This is a genomic window from Enterobacter sp. Li2LvB3, assembly GCF_056156645.1.
Genome location: NZ_JBSICG010000007.1, coordinates 1 through 19,242, shown reverse-complemented (window position 1 = coordinate 19,242; position 19,242 = coordinate 1). Strand labels below are relative to the sequence as shown.

General features: G+C 56.9%; 18 protein-coding genes. 12 read left to right on the top strand and 6 right to left on the bottom strand.

Annotation, left to right across the window (positions count from 1 at the left end; translation table 11 throughout):
• Nucleotides 1-5: 5 nt before the first annotated feature.
• The 5 genes from ACS603_RS07630 to hycA form a co-directional block, all read right to left on the bottom strand.
• Nucleotides 6-1,715, bottom strand: a complete 1,710-nt coding sequence (locus tag ACS603_RS07630) for a hydrogenase large subunit (protein WP_474944050.1) — start codon at nucleotides 1,713-1,715, stop codon at nucleotides 6-8.
• A 15-nt stretch (nucleotides 1,716-1,730) separates the two neighbouring features.
• Nucleotides 1,731-2,654: a respiratory chain complex I subunit 1 family protein gene (locus ACS603_RS07625; protein ID WP_474944049.1), complete on the bottom strand. Its 924-nt coding sequence runs from the start codon at nucleotides 2,652-2,654 to the stop codon at nucleotides 1,731-1,733.
• Between the two features lies 1 nt (nucleotide 2,655).
• On the bottom strand, nucleotides 2,656-4,482 hold the full coding sequence (gene hycC, locus ACS603_RS07620; RefSeq protein WP_474944048.1) for a formate hydrogenlyase subunit 3: 1,827 nt from the start codon (nucleotides 4,480-4,482) through the stop codon (nucleotides 2,656-2,658).
• Entirely contained in the window at nucleotides 4,479-5,087 is a 609-nt protein-coding gene (locus tag ACS603_RS07615) for a 4Fe-4S dicluster domain-containing protein (RefSeq protein WP_446493828.1), read from the bottom strand. The genes hycC and ACS603_RS07615 overlap by 4 nt, the downstream gene beginning before the upstream one ends.
• A gap of 70 nt (nucleotides 5,088-5,157) precedes the next feature.
• Nucleotides 5,158-5,622 carry a formate hydrogenlyase regulator HycA gene (gene hycA, locus ACS603_RS07610; RefSeq protein ID WP_182062222.1) on the bottom strand — a complete coding sequence of 155 codons (465 nt, stop codon included), beginning with the start codon at nucleotides 5,620-5,622 and terminating at the stop codon, nucleotides 5,158-5,160.
• A 210-nt stretch (nucleotides 5,623-5,832) separates the two neighbouring features.
• Here hycA and hypA point away from each other — a divergent pair, with 210 nt between their 5' ends.
• The 10 genes from hypA (at nucleotide 5,833) to ACS603_RS07560 (ending at nucleotide 15,795) form a co-directional block, all read left to right on the top strand.
• Nucleotides 5,833-6,183, top strand: coding sequence for a hydrogenase maturation nickel metallochaperone HypA (hypA, locus tag ACS603_RS07605; RefSeq protein ID WP_166717628.1), 351 nt, complete (start codon nucleotides 5,833-5,835; stop codon nucleotides 6,181-6,183).
• Between the two features lie 2 nt (nucleotides 6,184-6,185).
• Complete coding sequence (gene hypB / locus ACS603_RS07600) at nucleotides 6,186-7,049, top strand: hydrogenase nickel incorporation protein HypB (protein ID WP_315686615.1); 864 nt, start codon at nucleotides 6,186-6,188, stop codon at nucleotides 7,047-7,049.
• Complete coding sequence (locus ACS603_RS07595) at nucleotides 7,040-7,312, top strand: HypC/HybG/HupF family hydrogenase formation chaperone (RefSeq protein WP_315686617.1); 273 nt, start codon at nucleotides 7,040-7,042, stop codon at nucleotides 7,310-7,312. The genes hypB and ACS603_RS07595 overlap by 10 nt, the downstream gene beginning before the upstream one ends.
• Before the next feature lie 2 nt (nucleotides 7,313-7,314).
• Nucleotides 7,315-8,436 (top strand): hydrogenase formation protein HypD, encoded by a 1,122-nt coding sequence (hypD, locus tag ACS603_RS07590; RefSeq protein ID WP_474944047.1) that lies wholly within the window; start codon nucleotides 7,315-7,317, stop codon nucleotides 8,434-8,436.
• The gene (hypE, locus tag ACS603_RS07585) at nucleotides 8,433-9,443 is read left to right on the top strand and encodes a hydrogenase expression/formation protein HypE (RefSeq protein ID WP_182062227.1); all 1,011 of its coding nucleotides are present in this window, start codon (nucleotides 8,433-8,435) and stop codon (nucleotides 9,441-9,443) included. Before hypD ends, hypE begins: the two co-directional genes overlap by 4 nt.
• A 66-nt stretch (nucleotides 9,444-9,509) precedes the next feature.
• Entirely contained in the window at nucleotides 9,510-11,582 is a 2,073-nt protein-coding gene (gene flhA, locus ACS603_RS07580) for a formate hydrogenlyase transcriptional activator FlhA (RefSeq protein WP_182063457.1), read from the top strand.
• A gap of 153 nt (nucleotides 11,583-11,735) precedes the next feature.
• Nucleotides 11,736-12,734, top strand: coding sequence for a siderophore ABC transporter substrate-binding protein EitA (gene eitA / locus ACS603_RS07575; protein WP_182062228.1), 999 nt, complete (start codon nucleotides 11,736-11,738; stop codon nucleotides 12,732-12,734).
• Nucleotides 12,734-13,771: a FecCD family ABC transporter permease gene (locus ACS603_RS07570; RefSeq protein WP_182062229.1), complete on the top strand. Its 1,038-nt coding sequence runs from the start codon at nucleotides 12,734-12,736 to the stop codon at nucleotides 13,769-13,771. The genes eitA and ACS603_RS07570 overlap by 1 nt, the downstream gene beginning before the upstream one ends.
• Nucleotides 13,771-14,532, top strand: a complete 762-nt coding sequence (gene eitC / locus ACS603_RS07565) for a siderophore ABC transporter ATP-binding protein EitC (protein ID WP_446493833.1) — start codon at nucleotides 13,771-13,773, stop codon at nucleotides 14,530-14,532. Before ACS603_RS07570 ends, eitC begins: the two co-directional genes overlap by 1 nt.
• 15 nt (nucleotides 14,533-14,547) lie before the next feature.
• Nucleotides 14,548-15,795, top strand: a complete 1,248-nt coding sequence (locus tag ACS603_RS07560; protein ID WP_474944046.1) for an MDR family MFS transporter — start codon at nucleotides 14,548-14,550, stop codon at nucleotides 15,793-15,795.
• Between the two features lie 2 nt (nucleotides 15,796-15,797).
• On the opposite strand, the gene ACS603_RS07555 is transcribed toward ACS603_RS07560, so the two are convergent.
• A complete protein-coding gene (locus tag ACS603_RS07555) occupies nucleotides 15,798-16,145 on the bottom strand; it encodes a nitrous oxide-stimulated promoter family protein (protein ID WP_315686623.1) in 348 nt (115 codons plus the stop codon).
• 176 nt (nucleotides 16,146-16,321) lie between these two features.
• On the opposite strand from ACS603_RS07555, the gene ACS603_RS07550 reads away from it, so the two are divergent.
• Both ACS603_RS07550 and mutS read left to right on the top strand, forming a co-directional pair.
• A complete protein-coding gene (locus ACS603_RS07550; protein WP_182062233.1) occupies nucleotides 16,322-16,552 on the top strand; it encodes a SymE family type I addiction module toxin in 231 nt (76 codons plus the stop codon).
• 113 nt (nucleotides 16,553-16,665) lie between these two features.
• Entirely contained in the window at nucleotides 16,666-19,227 is a 2,562-nt protein-coding gene (mutS, locus tag ACS603_RS07545; RefSeq protein ID WP_474944045.1) for a DNA mismatch repair protein MutS, read from the top strand.
• Nucleotides 19,228-19,242: the final 15 nt, after the last annotated feature.

Below are 19,242 nucleotides of genomic sequence, written 5' to 3'. Positions count from 1 at the left end.
AGTCCTTATTTCAGCGGCGAGTTTTTACGCTCGATGCTGTAGCGCTCAAGCTCTTTGTACGGCACCACCTGGCTTTTCTTCTTACGTACATCCACCACCGTCATACGGTCGGTGCAGGAGTAGCACGGGTCGAGACTGCCGATGATCAGCGGCGCATCAGACACGGTGTTGCCGCGCAGCATATAGCGCAGGGTTGGCCAGTTAGCGTAGGTTGCCGCACGGCAGCGCCAGCGGTAGAGCTTCTGGTTGTCGCCGGTCATGCTCCAGTGGATGTCGTCACCACGTGGCGCTTCGGCAAAACCAAGGGCAAAGCGGTTTGGAATATAGGTGAAGCCTTCCACCATCAGCGGGCCGCCAGGCAGGTTATCCAGGCCGAAATCGATCATATTCAGCGCGGTGAACACCTCGTTGATACGCACCTTCAGGCGAGAAATCACGTCGCAGCCCTGTTCGCTGTGTACCGTCATCGGCAGCAGACCGTAGCCCACAAACGGGTGATCGGCACGGGTGTCACGGGCGTGACCGCTGGCGCGTACCATCGGGCCAACGTTGCTGAAGTCGCGGGCAATCTCAGGATCCAGACGGCCAATACCGACGGTACGCTGCTCGATATTTGGCGTGCTGAGCAGCATATCCACCAGATCCTGCACATCGCGGCGCATCTGCTGCGCAAGCAGGCGGGTCTGGATCATGTCGTCTTTCAGCAGGTCGCGGCGGATCCCGCCGATCAGGTTCAGGCCGTAGGTTTTACGCGCCCCGGTGAGGATCTCCGCCATCTTCATTGACGCTTCACGCACGCGGAAGAACTGCATAAACCCGGAATCGAAGCCGACAAAGTGACAGGCCAGGCCGAGATTCAGCAGGTGCGAGTGCAGGCGTTCCACTTCCAGCAGAATGGCGCGAATCATCTGCGCGCGCTCTGGCACCACAATTCCCATGCCGTTTTCCACCGAGGTGGTGTAGGCAGTGCTGTGGGCAAAGCCACAAATACCGCACACGCGATCGGAGAGGAAGGTCACTTCGTTGTAACCCATGCGGGTTTCCGCCAGCTTTTCCATGCCGCGATGGACGTAGAACAGACGGTAGTCGGCGTCGATAATGTTCTCGCCGTCAACGAACAGACGGAAGTGCCCCGGCTCATCAGAGGTAACGTGCAGCGGGCCAATCGGCACCACATTGTTCTTTTTACTGCCGAGTTCGTTGATGAACTCGTAAGTTTCGCTGTCGGTGGTCGGTGCCGGACGCTGACGATAATCCATGCTGTCTTTACGCAGCGGATAAAGTTCGTCCGGCCAGTCGTCCGGCAGCACCAGGCGGCGTTCATCCGGCAGACCGACAGGCACCAGGCCGTACATATCGCGCACTTCACGCTCGCCCCAGACCGCAGCAGGCACGCGCGGCGTAACGGACGGATACTCTGGTTTGTTCGGGTCCACTTCGACGCGCACGGTTACCCAGCACTTCTCGAACTGCTCCATCGACATCACGTAGTAAACCGCATAGTTCCCGCACAGCTGACGTTCGTCGTTGCCGAACAGCACGGAGAGCCAGCCACCCTGCTGGTAATACAGGAACTCCACCACCTCTGGCAGGTAGTTCACCTTCACGGTGAGGGTTATCTGGTCTTTGGTCTGCCAGGACTCTTCCAGCACCACGCCGGGAAACGCCTGATGCAATGCGGCGAGATACTGCTGACCTTTTTTCTCTTCAGACATAAAAATTCTCTTTAATCACGCCACCAGCAAGGAGACGAATGCTAAAAATGCAAAGCCAAAACCGGCCCAGGTGATACGGGACGTCGCTACAAAACGCAGACGCGCCATGCTGTTTTCAAACAGCGCAATTACCAGCACGCCAATAAGCAGCTTGAGGACGGCAACCACCACTGCCAGCACCAGGCCGCCAGCGGAAAAGTGCGTCATCTGTCCCCACGGGAAGAAAACGCCTACAAACATTTGCAGCACCACCAGCTGTTTGAGGCTGATGCCCCACTTCAGCACCGCAAAGCCGTAGCCGCTGTACTCGGTCAGTGGCCCTTCCTGTAACTCCTGCTCCGCTTCTGCAAGGTCAAACGGCAGTTTGCCCATCTCAATAAAGGTGGCGAACGCGCAGGCGCACAGCGCCAGAACCAGCGGAATGGAACGTGCAACAGGCCAGTGGTAGACGGTGTCGGTGATAAAACTGATATGAGTCGAACCCGCCACCTGCGCGGCAACCCACAATCCCAGCAGCAGGATCGGCTCAACCAGCACCCCCAGCATTGCCTCGCGGCTGGCGCCAATGCCGGTGAACGGGCTACCGGTGTCCAGGCCCGCAATGGCAAAGAAGAAACGCGCGATGGCAAACAGATAGATAAGGGTGATCAAATCGCCCAGTACCGGCAGCGGAGAGCCAACGGTAACCACCGGCAGCGCGGTGGCGATGGTCAGCATGACGCCCACCATCACAAACGGCGTCAGGCGAAACACCCAACCTGCGGCATCGGGTGCAACGCTCTGGCGGGTGAATAATTTGAACAGGTCGCGGTATTCCTGAAGGACCCCCGGCCCGCGACGGTTATGCATCCGGGCGCGCAGCACGCGGCTCACCCCGGAAAGCAGTGGCGCAATGGCGAATAACACCAGCGCCTGAAGTAATGCCAGTAACAGACTCATGTCAGGCTCCTCGTGAAATCACAATCACCACCAGCACCGCCAGCTCGATAACCGCCAGACGGCGGAACAGCACAGGCACGGCAGCACTCTGCCAGCCAGGGACCCAGGCCACTGGGTTCAGCCAGTGACGCAGCTTCAGCACGGCAGCGAAGTTCTCTTTCACCGGCATGGCAAAGCCGTGGGCGGTGATCACCATTGATTGCTCATGTTCATAGCCGCAGGCCCACGCCGCACCGCGTGAGCGGGAAGAGAGACGGTCGCGTTTGAAGAACAGCATCAGAATGAATGGCAGCAACGGCGCGGCAATCAGCAGCAGCGCAATCATCGGCTGTGAAACGGTGGTGTGCGCCGTCGTGAGCGGCAGCGGTATCGCGCTACCCAGCATCGGCAGCAGCCACGGCGCAGCCACACCGCCGATAACGCAGCACAGCGCCAGTGCGACAACGCTTGCCGCCATCAGCACCGGCGCGCAGCAGGCCTGTTCCGCCTCTTTCGTGCGCGGTGCGCCGAGGAAGGTCACGCCATAGACTTTCGCCATACACATCACCGCCAGCGCGCCGGTGATAGCCAGCCCCACCGCCAGCAGCGGACCGAGCAGACGCGCAATAAACGCATCACTCTGACCGAGCGCGAAGAAGGACTGGTAAATCACCCACTCACCGGCAAAGCCGTTCAGCGGCGGCAGCGCGGCCATCGCCATCAACCCCACCAACATGGCAAGAGAGATAACCGGCATCTTTTTGCCGATGCCGCCCAGTTTTTCGATATCGCGATGGCCGGTACGGAACCAGACGCTACCCGCGCCGAGGAACAGCGTGCTTTTAAACAGGCTATGGTTGACGAGGTGATACAGGCCGCCGATAAACCCGGCAGCAATCAGCGCAGGTTGATTGAGCGCCAGCCCGGTCACACCCGCGCCAAGCCCCAGCAGAATGATGCCGATATTCTCCAGGGTGTGATACGCCAGCAAACGCTGAATGTTGTGCTCCATCAGCGCGTACAGCCCGCCGACAAATGCAGTTACCATACCCGCCAGCAGCAACACCACGCCCCACCAGAGCGGCGGCTGCCCACCCGTAAGCGACAGCGTAAGAATGCCGAACAGCCCAACCTTCATCACCACGGTGGAGAACAGTGCCGCCGCCGGAGCAGAGGCATTGGCATGTGCCTGTGGCACCCAGCCGTGCAGCGGGATGATCCCAGCCAGCAGGCCAAAGCCCACCACGCCCGACAACCAGATGTCAGCGCCAAACGGCAGCTGCTGTGCCCGCTCGTTCAGCAGGGCTAAATCCAGGGTGCCGTAGCGTTGCCACACCAGCCAGCAGGTTAACGCCAGCAGCAGCGTGCCGAGCCGCCCAAGCGCAAACCACAGCTTGCCGGAAGCACTGCACCCGGTCAGGAACACGCCGCACAGGGCCATGATTTCGGCCATCACCACCAGCGCACCCAGGTTGCTGGCGGTCACGGTGCAGAGCGCCGCAGCCATCAGCACATTCACCAGCAACCCGTTCGCTTTGGTGCTGTGATGGCGGTGCCAGTCAATATTAAACAGGCTGATAAACAGCCCGCACAAACCAAACGTCACCAGCCAGATGGCATTCAGCGGGGTCACCTGAACCGCGTGATGCACCACCGGAATGGTGGCTTCAACGGATTGCCCGCCGAGCAGAACCACCCCACCCGCGGCCAGGGTCATCAGGCTCCCTATCGCCCCACCTATCCCGGCAATCCAGCCGCTCAGGGTTTTATGGAACGAAAAAATCAGCGCCAGAACGGCCGCGGCGGCGAACCAGGCCACAGCGCTGTTCATCATCGTCACCGCGTTCATTTTGCCCCCTCGTTAAGTTCCTGAAGCAGCGAAAGATCGCCAAAATCGGTGTTGATCGTCAGCTCGCGCTTGCGCTTGCTGGTACGGGCGATATCGCGAATGTTGACCAGAATGAGCGCTTTAGTCGGGCAGGTGCGCACGCAGGCCGGGCCTTGTTCATCAAAGCTGCACAGATCGCACTTCACCGCGACGGCTCGCACGCCGGGAACCCAGTCCAGCAGCGTACTGACGCGTGCCGGAGCCGGTGGCGCTGGCGGCGCTTTCGGGGTATTGGCATTCGCCGGAATATGCAGCGGGCGGCTGCCGGAAAACTCAATTGCGCCAAACGGGCAGGCAATACCGCACAGCTTGCAGCTTACGCACAGGCTTTCATTGAGCTGTACCGCACCATCAACACGGGTGATGGCATTAACAGGGCAGACACCCGCGCACGGGGCATCCTCACAGTGGTGGCAGAGCTGCGGCGCAGACTCTTTTTCATTTCGCATGACGCGCAGGCGCGGCATTGACTGCAATCCGTGCAGGCGGTGTGTTTCCGAACACGCCGCTTCACAGGTTCGACAGCCGATACAGACCGTCGAGTCGGCAATTACAAAACGGTTCACCGGGTAATCCTCTGGTGATGGTCATTTTTGACGAAAATCTGTCTTATCGACACTTCTCGACACGCAATACTCAGGCAACGTTTGCCGATGGGTTTCCGTTCATCAGCTGTTGCAGGTTGACCGGTAAATCGTGCTCAACCGCGGTGTAAAGGCCGTTGTAGACCGGCGCAATTTTTTCCAGGTAATGTTCCAGTACCTGCTGGCGATCGCGGTTGCTGACGTGGCCATCAACCATGCCATCAGTCATCAGTTGCGCCTGAGCAATGCGTTGTTTATCCCCGTCTTTTGTCTCGACGTAATACTCGATGGTGTGGCTGTTGAAGCTGTCTGCCAGGGTGACGTAAATCGTAAAGTGCCCGAACAACACAAAGCGCATATCGCCCTGTGCCGCGCAGCTCATGGCATGGTGTAGCCGGGCTTTCGACAGGGTTATCCCCTGAACCAGAGAATTGCAGTAAAGATGCCACTGCTCCTGTAACTGCTGATGTCGCTGTGCGATGTAATCCGCTTTTTCGCTGATTTCCCAAATAGTCATGTCAGATATCCGGTTAATGGAGATTGCGGCTATTAAGCAGATTCCATGCCAATTTTTAATTTATTGATTTTTAATGCTTTAAATACAAAACACACTGCTGTAACGGCAGTGTCGACGTGTCATTTCGACAGCGTTGACATCGTCACGCCTTAACAAAAATCAAGATGGCATCGTTATTGCATTACAGGCGCAATTCATTGAGGAGGCGTCATGCACGAAATCACCCTCTGCCAACGGGCTCTGGAGTTAATCGAACAACAGGCAGCACAACACCACGCAAAACGTGTGACCGGTGTCTGGCTGAAACTCGGCGCGTTTTCCTGCGTCGAAACCAGCGCCCTCACCTTTTGCTTTGAGCTGGTGTGCCGCGACACGCTGGCGGAAGGCTGCCAGCTTCATATTGAAGAACAGCAGGCGGAGTGCTGGTGCGAACAGTGCCAGCAGTACGTCACGTTGCTGTCGTCGAAAGTACGAAGCTGCCCGCAGTGTCAGAGCACCGGGCTTCGCATCGTGGCCGATGACGGAATGCAGATCCAACGCCTCGAAATCGAGAGGGAATAATTATGTGTAGTACCTGCGGTTGTGCCGAAGGCAACCTCTATATAGAAGGGGATGAGCATCGTCCTCACTCTGCGTTTCGCTCCGCACCCTTCTCTCCTGCGCCTCGTCCATCAGGAGTCTTTACCGGCCTGGCATTTACGCCAACCCAATCCGCTGACGGCGACCTGCATTACGGCCACGGCGAAGCCGGTACGCACGCGCCAGGCATCAGCCAGCGGCAGATGCTGGACGTCGAAATCAACGTGCTTGATAAAAATAACCAGTTGGCTGCGCGTAATCGCGCCCGCTTTGCCGCCCGCAAACTGCTGGTGCTGAACCTGGTCTCCAGCCCGGGCTCTGGCAAAACAACACTGCTAACTGAAACGCTCAAACGCCTGAACGGACGCGTTTCTTGCGCAGTTATCGAAGGCGATCAGCAGACGGTAAACGATGCTGCGCGTATTCGTGAAACCGGCACACCAGCCATTCAGGTGAATACCGGTAAGGGTTGCCATCTTGATGCGCAGATGATTGCTGATGCCGCGCCGCGTCTGCCCGTAGCGGATAACGGCATTCTGTTTATTGAGAACGTGGGTAACCTGGTCTGCCCGGCGAGTTTTGATCTGGGCGAGCGGCATAAAGTAGCCGTGCTGTCGGTGACCGAAGGGGAAGACAAGCCGCTGAAATACCCGCATATGTTTGCGGCGGCATCGGTGATGATCCTCAACAAAGTCGACCTGCTGCCGTACCTGAATTTCGACGTCGATAAGTGTCTGGCGTATGCCCGTGAAGTGAACCCGGATATTGAAATCCTGCTGGTGTCTGCCACCGGCGGGCAAGGTATGGATAACTGGCTGAACTGGCTGGAGAGCGAACGATGTGCATAGGCGTCCCGGGGCAAATCCATGCGATTGACGGCAATCAGGCCAAAGTAGACGTGTGCGGCGTGCTGCGCGATGTCGATCTGACGCTGGTTGGCAGTGTGGATGAAAACGGTGCGCCCCGCATCGGCCAGTGGGTGCTGGTACACGTTGGCTTTGCCATGAGCGTGATTAACGAAGCAGAAGCGCGCGACACGCTGGATGCCCTGCAAAACATGTTTGATGTGGAGCCTGATGTCGGGGCGCTGCTGTACGGCGAGGAGCGATAACCATGCGCTATGTTGATGAATATCGAGCGCCCGAACAGGTGATGCAGCTTATTGAACACCTGAAAATGCGGGCAAAACATCTGCGCTATACCGCCGAAAAACCGCTGCGCATCATGGAGGTGTGCGGCGGGCATACCCACGCCATCTTTAAATTTGGCCTCGACCAGCTGTTGCCGGACAACATCGAGTTTATCCACGGCCCGGGCTGCCCGGTGTGCGTGCTGCCAATGGGACGCATCGACAGCTGTATTGAGATTGCCAGCCAGCCTGACGTGATTTTCTGTACCTTTGGTGACGCCATGCGCGTGCCGGGGAAAAATGGCTCGTTGCTCCAGGCCAGAGCGCGGGGAGCGGACGTACGTATCGTCTACTCGCCGGTAGATGCCTTAACGCTGGCCGCCGACAATCCTACGCGGAAAGTCGTCTTTTTCGGCCTGGGTTTTGAAACCACCATGCCAGCAACGGCCATCACCTTACAGCAGGCCAAAGCGCGCAACATCAGCAACTTTTTCTTTTTTTGCCAGCATATTACGCTTATCCCGACCCTGCGCAGCCTGCTGGAAGAGCCGGGCAACGGCATTGACGCGTTTCTGGCGCCAGGGCACGTCAGTATGGTCATCGGCACCGGGGCTTACGGTTTCATCGCCAGCGACTTTGATCGTCCTTTAGTGGTCGCTGGTTTCGAACCTCTTGATCTACTGCAAGGCGTGACCATGCTTGTTGAGCAGAAAATAGCAGCCCTGAGTAAAGTGGAAAATCAGTATCGCCGCGTGGTCCCGGATGCCGGGAATGTGCTTGCCCAAAAAGCCATTGCTGAGGTTTTCAGTGTGGAGGGCGACAGCGAGTGGCGTGGCCTGGGATTGATTGCCGAATCAGGTGTGCGCCTGACGTCTGCATACCGTGCGTTCGACGCCGAAGCCCATTTCCACCCGCAACCGCAACAGGTTTATGACGATCCCCGCGCCCGCTGTGGCAACGTACTCACCGGTAAATGCAAACCACATCAATGCCCGTTATTTGGCAACACCTGTAACCCGCAAACTGCATTTGGCGCACTGATGGTTTCATCAGAAGGCGCATGCGCTGCGTGGTATCAGTATCGCAATCAGGAGTGTGAAGTATGAACAGGGTAGAAATGGCGCACGGTAGCGGCGGACAAGCCATGCAGCAGCTCATTAATCAGCTGTTTATGGACGCCTTTAACAATCCCTGGCTGGCCGAACAGGAAGACCAGGCGCGCATTGATCTCTCTACTCTCACCGCTCAGGGCGACAGGCTGGCGTTTTCGACCGACAGCTACGTTATCGATCCACTGTTCTTCCCGGGCGGTGATATCGGCAAGCTGGCCATCTGCGGTACAGCAAACGATGTGGCAGTCAGCGGCGCAATTCCACGCTATCTCTCCTGCGGCTTTATCCTTGAAGAAGGGCTGCCAATGGACACCCTGAAGGCCGTTGTCGCCAGCATGGCATCCACTGCACATGAAGCAGGGATCGCCATCGTGACCGGGGACACCAAAGTGGTACAACGCGGCGCGGCTGACAAACTGTTTATCAACACCGCCGGGATGGGGGCAATTCCTGCCGATATTCACTGGGGTGCGGGGCAACTGACCCCCGGCGACGTGTTGCTGGTCAGCGGAACGCTGGGCTGCCACGGCGCGACTATACTCAACCTGCGTGAAGGATTGGGGCTGGATGGCGAGTTACGCAGCGACTGCGCCGTACTGACACCGCTTATTCAGACTCTGCGTTCATGCCAGGGCGTAAAAGCCCTGCGCGATGCCACACGTGGTGGCGTTAATGCAGTGGTACATGAATTCGCGGCAAGCAGCGGATGCGGTATTGAACTGACCGAACGCGGATTACCGGTCAAACCTGCAGTACGGGGGCTTTGTGAACTGCTTGGGCTGGACCCGCTAAACTTTGCCAATGAAGGCAAGCTGGTTATCGGGGTGGAACGCCAGGCCGCCGAAGCCGTACTGGCGCAGCTGCGTGCTCATCCCTCAGGGAAAGAGGCCGCGATTATCGGCGAAGTGGTTGAGCGCAAAGGGGTGCGCCTGACCGGGCTTTACGGCGTTAAACGTACGCTGGATCTGCCGCACGCCGAACCTTTACCCCGAATTTGCTAGAACCGCGCCAAAAGCGGGCAGCACAGGATTTTCTCTTTTTTTGCCAGTTTCAATTGGAAAGCAATGATGCCGTATACACCGATGAGCGATCTTGGACAGCAGGGCCTGTTCGACATTACGCGCACTCTTTTACAGCAGCCGGACCTCGGCTCGCTGAGCGATGCCCTGACGCGGCTGGTCAGACAGTCTGCACTGGCGGACAGCGCTGCCATTGTGCTTTGGCATAGCGGGAGTCATCGCGCGAGCTATTTTTCCGCGCACGACAACGGCAAACCCTTTCAGTACGAAGATGAAACAGTCCTGGCTCATGGCCCGGTGCGGCGGATCCTCTCCCGCCCTGAAGCCCTGCACTGCAGCTTTGAAGAGTTTCGCCAGGCCTGGCCGGTGCTTGCAGAGAGCAACCTGTATCGTCCTTTCGGACACTACTGCCTGCTGCCGCTGGCGGCTGAAGGGCATATTTTTGGTGGTTGCGAATTTATCCGCAAGACTAACCAGCCGTGGAGCGAGGCGGAGTATGAGCGCCTGCATACCTTTACCCAGATTGTGGGCGTGGTGGCAGAGCAAATCCAGAACCGCGTGACCAACAATGTCGACTACGACCTGCTTAGCCGTGAACGCGACAACTTCCGCATTCTGGTGGCAATTACTAACGCCGTGCTCTCGCGCCTGGATATGGACGAGCTGGTCAGTGAAGTCTCTAAAGAGATCCACCACTATTTCAAAATTGATGCGATCAGCATCGCGCTGCGGGGCCACCGCAAGGGCAAACTCAACATCTACTCAACACACTATCTCGACGAAGCCAATCCGGCTCACGAGCAGAGCGAAGTGGATGAAGCGGGAACCCTTTCTGAACGCGTGTTTAAGAGCAAAGAGATCCTGTTGCTCAATCTGAACGAACACGATGCACTGGCACCCTACGAACGATTACTGTTTAACACCTGGGGCAATAAGATCCAGACACTGTGCCTGCTCCCGCTGATGTCCGGCAATACCATGCTGGGCGTGCTGAAGCTGGCACAGTGTGAAGAAGGCGTGTTCAACACCGCCAACCTGAAGCTGCTGCGCCAGATTGCCGAACGTATTTCCATTGCGCTGGATAACGCGCTGGCTTATCAGGAAATTCATCGCCTGAAAGAGCGGCTGGTGGATGAAAACCTGGCCCTGACGGAACAGCTCAACAATGTCGACAGCGAGTTTGGTGAAATCATCGGCCGCAGCGATGCAATGTACAGCGTGCTCAAGCAGGTCGAGATGGTGGCGCAAAGCGACAGCACGGTGCTTATCCTTGGGGAAACCGGGACAGGCAAAGAATTAATTGCCCGTGCCATTCATAATCTCAGCAACCGCAACAGCCGCCGGATGGTGAAGATGAACTGCGCCGCCATGCCTGCGGGCCTGCTGGAAAGCGATCTCTTCGGTCATGAACGCGGTGCCTTTACCGGCGCCAGCAGCCAGCGGCTGGGTCGTTTTGAGCTGGCGGATAAAAGCTCGCTGTTCCTGGACGAAGTGGGCGATATGCCGCTGGAGCTCCAGCCCAAGCTGCTGCGTGTGTTGCAGGAGCAGGAATTTGAACGCCTGGGCAGCAATAAGCTTATCCAGACGGACGTGCGGTTGATTGCCGCCACCAACCGCGATCTGAAAAAAATGGTCACAGACCGCGAGTTTCGCAGCGACCTCTATTATCGCCTGAACGTCTTCCCGATTTATCTGCCGCCGCTGCGGGAACGCCCTGAGGATATTCCGCTGCTGGTTAAAGCCTTTACCGCGAAAATTGCCCGCCGGATGGGGCGCAGTATCGACAGCATTCCTGCCGAAACGCTACGAACGCTCTCGTCCATGGAGTGGCCTGGCAACGTGCGCGAACTGGAAAACGTCATTGAACGTGCCGTATTACTGACACGCGGCAGCGTGCTGCAACTCTCCCTGCCCGAAGTGACGATGTCAGAAGAACCGCTGGTCGCGGCAGAGGTGGCACAGGCGGGCGAAGATGAATTCCAGCTGATTATGCGCGTGCTGAAAGAAACCAACGGCGTCGTCGCCGGGCCGAAAGGCGCCGCGCAGCGTCTGGGCCTGAAACGCACCACGTTGCTTTCGCGAATGAAGCGGCTGGGCATTGATAAAGAGAGCCTGGTGTAACCTGTCTTGCCGGGCGGTGTTTCCTGACGCCGCCCCTTGTCAGTCCGCGAAATTGCCCCTCATTGACACAATATATTTTCCTCTGTATAAAATTCCGCCTTAATAATGAGTTTCATTTGCATCAAAAATACAATAAATGAAGGGTAGCGTTTCATGAAAAAGGTCATCTGCGCGCTGGGAATGGCGTTCGCATCGGTCGGTTCTGCTCTGGCAACAACATATCCTCTCACTCTTGAAAACTGCGGATATAAAGAAACATTCACCAAAGCGCCCGAGCGCGTTGTTGCCCTGGGGCAAAATACCGTCGAGATCCTCTTACTGTTAGGCCTGCAAAATAACGTAGCCGCCAGTGCATTCTGGCCCACAAAAGTGTTACCGGCGCTGGCTGAGCAAAATGCAAAAATTAAAACGCTGACGGTAGAAATCCCGACCCTTGAATCCATTCTCGCCCAGAACCCTGATTTCGTGCCTGCACAACTTCCCTTGCTGCTGGGGCCTGAAAGTAAGGTCGCAAAACGCGAAGACCTGGCCACCGTGGGGGTGAACAGTTATTTATCCCCAGGCATGTGCGCCACCAAAAAAGCCGCAGGTGATATGTACGGCAGCCGTCAGAAGCTGTGGGATATGACCTATCTCTATAAAGAGATTGAAGATTTCGCCACCATTTTTAATGTGCAGCCTCGCGGTGAAGCATTAATTGCCGACTTTAAAAAACGTGAAAACGATTTGCGCGCTGAGTTTGGCAAGAATAAAAAAGACCTCTCTTTCGTCTTCTGGTTCTCCAGCGCCTCACCTTCTGCTGATGCCTACGTCGGCGGTAAAAACAGTGCATCTGGTTTTATTGCCAACGTTCTGGGTGGGCACAATGCCATTACCTCTGAAACAGAGTGGCCAACGGTGAGCTGGGAAAGCATTATCGCCGCCAACCCGGATGTGATTGTCGTTTCCAGCCTGGATCGCAACCGCTGGGCGCTCGATAACGCACAGGAAAAAATCAAATTTCTGAAAAGCGATCCTGCCGTCAGCCAGCTGGATGCCGTTAAAAAAGGTCACATCGTGGTGATGGACGGCCAGGCGATGAACCCGACCATTCGTACCCTCTACGGTGCTGAACAGGTGGGCGAGCAGCTCAGAAAACTGGGGCTTAACTGATGACCGCTGTTGTTCATCAAGCGCGACAGGGATTCATCCTGACGACCTCGTGTTTGCTTTCCGTCGTGCTGTTGTTCCTGGTGATCGCCGTTGGCGTCAGCGTGGGTGAGCTTTCTATTCCACTGCAAAACGTCTTTTACACCATCAGCAATAAAATGGGGCTGACCGCAGTCCCGCTAAACCGCATTTATGAAAGCGTGATTTGGGATTTTCGCCTGAGTCGTGCGCTGGTGGCCGCGTGCTGCGGCGCGGGCCTGGCAATTTGCGGGGCGGTGCTGCAAAGCTTGTTGAAGAACGCGCTGGCTGAACCTTATGTGCTGGGCGTGTCTGCGGGGGCATCAACGGGCGCGGTATCGGTGGTGGTATTAGGCATCGGCACCGGTGCGGTGTCGCTCTCGGCAGGCGCATTTGCCGGGGCGTTTGCCGCCTTTGTCTTTGTGGCTTTCCTGACAAACGGCGCGCGTGGCGGCAACGAACGCACCATTCTGGCGGGCGTTGCCGCCTCTCAACTTTTCAACGCCATTACCGCATATACCATCAGCACCTCGGCAAGCGCGCAGCAGGCCCGCGACGTGATGTTCTGGCTACTGGGCAGTTTCAGTGGCGTGAGGTGGCCTGAGTTTCAGCTGGCGCTGGTGGTCGTTCTGGCCGGGCTGGCGGTTTGCCTTTATTACTCGCGCGCGCTGGATGCCTTTACCTTTGGCGATGACGCCGCCGCGTCACTGGGTATTGCCGTGCCCTGGGTACGCCTGATCCTGTTCACCACGACTGCGCTCATCACTGCCACCATTGTCAGCATGGCAGGCTCCATCGGCTTTGTCGGGCTGGTTGTGCCGCATGTGATGCGCTTCTTCTTTGGGCCGTTGCATCGCATTCTGCTGATCGCCAGCGCGCTGGCCGGGGCCATTCTGATGGTGCTGGCAGACATTGCTTCGCGTTTACTGATTGCCCCCCAAAGCCTGCCTGTGGGCGTTGTCACCGCCCTGGTTGGCGTGCCTTTCTTTGCCGTTATCATCTACCGTTCAAGGAATAAGTGATGAGTATCACCGCTGAAAATATTACCTGGAAGGTAGGCAATAAAGTCATCGTCAACGATGTCTCGCTGAACATCGCGCGCGGGGAAACCGTTGGGCTACTTGGCCCTAACGGCTGTGGTAAATCGTCACTTTTACGTGTGCTGGCGGGGCTACGCCGCCCGGATGCCGGGTGCGTGAAGCTTGACGGGCATAACATCGCCCGGATGCCCAAAAAGCAGCTTGCCCGCCGCGTGGCATTCGTTGAACAACACGGCATGACCGATGCCAACATGCGTGTACGTGATGTGGTGAAGCTGGGGCGTATTCCGCACCATTCGCCCTTCTCCAACTGGAGCGCGCAAGATGATGAAACCGTCACCTCCGCCCTGCAACGTGTAGATATGCTGGATCGCAGCGAACAAGGCTGGCTGAGCTTATCCGGCGGGGAGCGCCAGCGCGTGCATATCGCCCGTGCCCTGGCGCAATCCCCCACTGAAATTCTGCTGGATGAACCGACCAACCACCTGGATATTCATCACCAGATCCAGCTGATGCATTTGATAAGCGAGCTGCCGGTAACCAGCATCGTGGCTATCCACGACCTCAACCACGCAGCGATGTTTTGTGATTCGCTGATTGTGATGCAAAAAGGCCAAATCGTCGCTACCGGGACACCGCAGGAGATCCTGAGCGAAGAACTGCTCTGGGATGTATTCCGGGTCAAAACCAAAATTGAGATCTCTGCGTACCATGGCAAAAAGCATATCCACTTCATTGTTTAACGCCGGGTAATGCGCATGTCACTGTTTTCTCTACGCCCTGCGACAACACTCTGGCCGCCCGTGTTACTGGGCAGCCAGTTCGTATTTAACATTGGCTTTTACGCGGTTGTCCCCTTTCTGGCGATTTTCCTGCGTGACGATTTGATGCTCTCCGGCGGGCTTATCGGGCTGGTTCTGGGGCTGCGCACGTTCTCGCAGCAGGGTATGTTTATCGTCGGGGGCGCGCTTTCAGACCGGTTTGGTGCCCGGGTGATTATCCTGTGCGGCTGTCTTGTCCGCATCGCGGGGTATCTTCTGCTGGCGTTTGGTCAGTCCCTGTGGCCCATCATTCTGGGGGCATGTCTGACGGGCATTGGCGGTGCGCTTTTTTCTCCATCCATTGAAGCGCTGCTGGCAAAAGCGGGAACACAGAGTGAAGCAAAGGGCAAGCGCAGCCGCGCGGAGTGGTTTGCGCTATTTGCCGTATGCGGTGAACTGGGCGCCGTACTCGGCCCGGTGGCTGGCGCCCTGCTTACCGGGCTTGGCTTTCGCCAGGTTGCTCTGGCGGGTGCAGGCGTCTTTGTGGTTGCGCTGATCGTGCTGTTTTTTTGCCTTCCTCCTGCTCAGCGCAGTAAGCAAACGCTGGAGATCCACCCGTGGTGGAGCACGTTCCGCCAGCCGCGATTTGTCGCTTTTATTATCGCCTACAGTTCGTGGTTGCTGAGTTACAACCAGCTTTATCTGGCGCTGCCGGTAGAAATAGAGCGCGCTGGCGGCAGTGAGAAAGATCTTGGCCCGCTCTTTATGCTGGCTTCAGTGCTGATAATCCTGTTTCAGTTACCGCTTGCGCGTTTCGCCCGTCGGGTGGGGGCTGTCAGAATCTTACCGGCGGGGTTTCTGCTGCTTTCGGCATCGTTTGCGAGCGTGGCCCTGTTTGCCGCCCACCCGCCACCGGAAGGCTGGCTGAGGCTTCTGCCTGCGGGGTGTTTTGTTACGCTACTGACGTGCGGGCAAATGCTGCTGGTACCGTCCGCGAAAGATCTCATCCCGTGGTTTGCGAAAGAGTCTACGCTTGGCGCACACTACGGCGCGCTCTCTACCGCCGGGGGGTGTGCGGTGCTGGCGGGGAATTTACTGTTCGGCAGCCAGCTGGATCACGCGCTAACACCGTCACCACAGGCCGTTTTCCCCTGGCTACAGCTGGCGCTTTTCCCTTTATGCAGCGCGGTGGCCCTGGTGTTCATCTGCCGCCCAATGCGCGCAGCACGGGTTTCCCGGGCGTAGGTTTACTGTTTTTTTGGCCGGTATTTTTCCGGTAATTCAGGAACCGGGCGGCGATCGTCAATCAGATGGCGGATAGTCAGGATGGGGTGTCGCCATAGCATTCGCGGCCCGGCCCAACGCATCACCTGCTTCATCTCTTCACGTTTTGCCGGCTGATAGCAGTGGACGGGGCACTGCTTGCAGGCGGGCTTCTCTTCGCCAAAGACACATTTATCCAGGCGTTTATCTGCATAATCATTAAGCGCCTGATAATGCCCCTCTTCTTTCAAAGCCTGCGGGCACTTGTTTTCATACAACGCGATCATTTTACCGATCGTCTCTTTTTCTCGTGCGATGCGTTTTCCAGACATGGCGGATCACCCAACAATAACGTGCATTTATAATACCTTTTTATGTGCCCGATTTCAGCCGTTGCATTCCATTTGCTGAAGACGCCTTCCAGTTTTGCCCCTTCCCGCCGTGATATTTACTGGTATTTTATACAGTAAATATCATCGTCACGTTGTGCTTAACTACCGGAGCGCGTATGCAAGAGATCGCTATCACCAAACCCTATCGCCACCTGAAGGTCGGTTACTTCAGAAAGCGTCACGAAGACCGTAAAACTAAAATCCCGACCCGCTATAGCGTCCACGCAGCGCTAAGCCTGAAAGGAGACTGGCTGGAAAAAGCCGGATTTACCACAAACTCACAGGTAAGAGTGGGTGTTGAACATGGAAAAATCGTCATTGAGTTAATGGCGGAAGACGTCTCGTAAACACGCGACATTTTTCTGCGCCGCGCCATTTTTTCATGCGACAATAGAGGGAACTAACGGCCAATGAGCCGCTCAAAGCTCAATATTATCAAAGAAATGGATATCATAACTCCATGACCACAATCGACAATTTCGACGCACATACGCCGATGATGCAGCAGTACCTGAAGCTTAAAGCTCAGCATCCGGAAATCCTGCTGTTTTATCGTATGGGCGATTTTTACGAGCTTTTTTATGACGATGCGAAACGCGCATCGCAGCTGCTCGATATCTCCCTGACCAAGCGTGGCGCATCGGCGGGTGAACCTATCCCGATGGCGGGTATTCCGCATCACGCGGTAGAAAACTACCTGGCGAAGCTGGTGAACCAGGGCGAATCCGTCGCCATTTGCGAACAAATTGGCGACCCGGCCACCTCGAAAGGCCCGGTAGAGCGTAAAGTCGTGCGCATCGTCACGCCCGGGACCATCAGTGATGAAGCGCTGTTGCAGGAGCGCCAGGATAACCTTCTGGCCGCCATCTGGCAGGACAGCAAAGGTTTTGGCTACGCCACGCTGGATATCAGCTCCGGGCGTTTTCGCCTGAGCGAACCGGCAGACCGCGAAACGATGGCTGCCGAATTGCAGCGCACGAACCCGGCTGAGTTGCTTTATGCCGAAGATTTTGCGGAAACGTCGCTGATTGAAGGCCGTCGCGGATTACGCCGTCGTCCTTTGTGGGAATTCGAGATTGATACCGCACGTCAGCAGTTGAACCTGCAATTTGGTACGCGTGATCTGATCGGTTTTGGCGTTGAAAACGCGCCGCGCGGCCTGTGCGCTGCGGGTTGCCTGCTGCAATATGTGAAAGATACCCAGCGTACTGCCCTGCCGCATATCCGCTCCATCACCATGGAACGTCAGCAGGACAGCATCATCATGGATGCCGCAACGCGTCGTAACCTGGAGATCACCCAGAATCTGGCGGGTGGTGTGGAAAACACCCTTGCTTCGGTACTCGACAGCACGGTGACCCCGATGGGCAGCCGAATGCTCAAGCGCTGGCTGCACATGCCTATCCGCAATACTGAAACGCTGATCGGCCGCCAGCAAACCATCGCCGCCTTGCAGGACCGCTTTAGCGAATTACAGCCGGTGCTGCGTCAGGTTGGCGATCTGGAACGTATTCTGGCGCGTCTGGCCTTGCGCACAGCACGCCCGCGTGATTTGGCGCGGATGCGCCACGCCTTCCAGCAATTGCCTGAGCTGCGTGCTCAGCTTGCCGAAGTGAACAGCACCCCGGTGCAAAAACTGCGGGAAACCATGGGCGAGTTTACAGAGCTACGTGAACTGCTCGAACGTGCCATCATTGACGCGCCACCGGTTCTGGTGCGCGACGGCGGTGTTATCGCCCCGGGTTACAACGAAGAGCTGGACGAATGGCGCGCGCTGGCAGACGGCGCGACGGATTACCTCGATAAACTGGAAATCCGCGAGCGTGAGCGTCTGGGCCTCGACACCCTGAAAGTGGGCTATAACGCGATTCATGGGTACTACATTCAGATAAGCCGTGGGCAGAGCCATATGGCACCTATCCACTACGTGCGCCGCCAGACGCTGAAAAACGCCGAGCGCTACATCATTCCTGAACTGAAAGAGTATGAGGACAAAGTTCTCACCTCGAAAGGCAAAGCACTGGCGCTGGAAAAACAGCTGTATGACGAGCTGTTCGACATGCTAATGCCACACCTTGCCGACCTGCAATTAAGTGCTGGCGCGCTGGCAGAACTGGATGTGCTGGTAAACCTCGCAGAGCGTGCCGATGCACTTAATTACACCTGCCCAACCTTTACCGACAAGCCCGGTATTCGCATTACTGAAGGGCGCCACCCGGTGGTGGAACAGGTGCTGAACGAGCCATTCATCGCCAACCCACTGAGCCTGTCGCCGCAGCGAAGAATGTTGATCATTACCGGTCCGAACATGGGCGGTAAAAGTACTTATATGCGCCAGACTGCGCTGATTGCGCTTCTGGCCCATATCGGCAGCTACGTTCCTGCGCAAAAAGTAGAGATTGGCCCGATTGACCGCATATTTACCCGCGTGGGTGCGGCGGACGATCTGGCAAGCGGGCGCTCAACCTTTATGGTGGAGATGACCGAAACGGCCAACATCCTGCATAACGCAACGGAACACAGCCTGGTATTGATGGATGAAGTAGGACGAGGCACCTCAACCTATGACGGCCTGTCACTGGCGTGGGCATGTGCTGAAAGCCTGGCGAACAAAATCAAGGCGATGACGCTGTTTGCGACCCACTACTTCGAACTGACTCAGCTACCAGAGAAAATGGAAGGCGTGGCAAACGTCCATCTCGATGCGCTGGAGCATGGCGATACCATCGCCTTTATGCACACCGTGCAGGATGGCGCAGCAAGCAAGAGCTATGGTCTGGCCGTTGCGGCGCTGGCTGGTGTACCGAAAGAGGTCATCAAACGAGCACGCCAGAAACTGCGTGAGCTGGAGAGCTTGTCGCCCAATGCTGCGGCGACGCAGGTTGACGGTACGCAGATGTCACTGCTGATGCCTGCAGAAGAGACGTCACCAGCCGTAGAAGCACTGGAGAATCTCGACCCGGATTCTCTGACGCCGCGTCAGGCGCTGGAGTGGATATACCGCCTGAAGAGTTTGGTCTAAGACTTCTGCGGATTA

Excerpts from the sequence above, each read along its gene's own strand:
- ACS603_RS07630 (WP_474944050.1), bottom strand. The coding sequence starts at position 1,715 with ATGTCTGAAGAGAAAAAAGGTCAGCAGTATCTCGCCGCATTGCATCAG.
- ACS603_RS07625 (WP_474944049.1), bottom strand. The coding sequence starts at position 2,654 with ATGAGTCTGTTACTGGCATTACTTCAGGCGCTGGTGTTATTCGCCATT.
- hycC (WP_474944048.1), bottom strand. The coding sequence starts at position 4,482 with ATGAACGCGGTGACGATGATGAACAGCGCTGTGGCCTGGTTCGCCGCC.
- hycA (WP_182062222.1), bottom strand. The coding sequence starts at position 5,622 with ATGACTATTTGGGAAATCAGCGAAAAAGCGGATTACATCGCACAGCGA.
- hypA (WP_166717628.1), top strand. The coding sequence starts at position 5,833 with ATGCACGAAATCACCCTCTGCCAACGGGCTCTGGAGTTAATCGAACAA.
- hypB (WP_315686615.1), top strand. The coding sequence starts at position 6,186 with ATGTGTAGTACCTGCGGTTGTGCCGAAGGCAACCTCTATATAGAAGGG.
- ACS603_RS07595 (WP_315686617.1), top strand. The coding sequence starts at position 7,040 with ATGTGCATAGGCGTCCCGGGGCAAATCCATGCGATTGACGGCAATCAG.
- hypD (WP_474944047.1), top strand. The coding sequence starts at position 7,315 with ATGCGCTATGTTGATGAATATCGAGCGCCCGAACAGGTGATGCAGCTT.
- hypE (WP_182062227.1), top strand. The coding sequence starts at position 8,433 with ATGAACAGGGTAGAAATGGCGCACGGTAGCGGCGGACAAGCCATGCAG.
- flhA (WP_182063457.1), top strand. The coding sequence starts at position 9,510 with ATGCCGTATACACCGATGAGCGATCTTGGACAGCAGGGCCTGTTCGAC.
- eitA (WP_182062228.1), top strand. The coding sequence starts at position 11,736 with ATGAAAAAGGTCATCTGCGCGCTGGGAATGGCGTTCGCATCGGTCGGT.
- ACS603_RS07570 (WP_182062229.1), top strand. The coding sequence starts at position 12,734 with ATGACCGCTGTTGTTCATCAAGCGCGACAGGGATTCATCCTGACGACC.
- eitC (WP_446493833.1), top strand. The coding sequence starts at position 13,771 with ATGAGTATCACCGCTGAAAATATTACCTGGAAGGTAGGCAATAAAGTC.
- ACS603_RS07560 (WP_474944046.1), top strand. The coding sequence starts at position 14,548 with ATGTCACTGTTTTCTCTACGCCCTGCGACAACACTCTGGCCGCCCGTG.
- ACS603_RS07555 (WP_315686623.1), bottom strand. The coding sequence starts at position 16,145 with ATGTCTGGAAAACGCATCGCACGAGAAAAAGAGACGATCGGTAAAATG.
- ACS603_RS07550 (WP_182062233.1), top strand. The coding sequence starts at position 16,322 with ATGCAAGAGATCGCTATCACCAAACCCTATCGCCACCTGAAGGTCGGT.
- mutS (WP_474944045.1), top strand. The coding sequence starts at position 16,666 with ATGACCACAATCGACAATTTCGACGCACATACGCCGATGATGCAGCAG.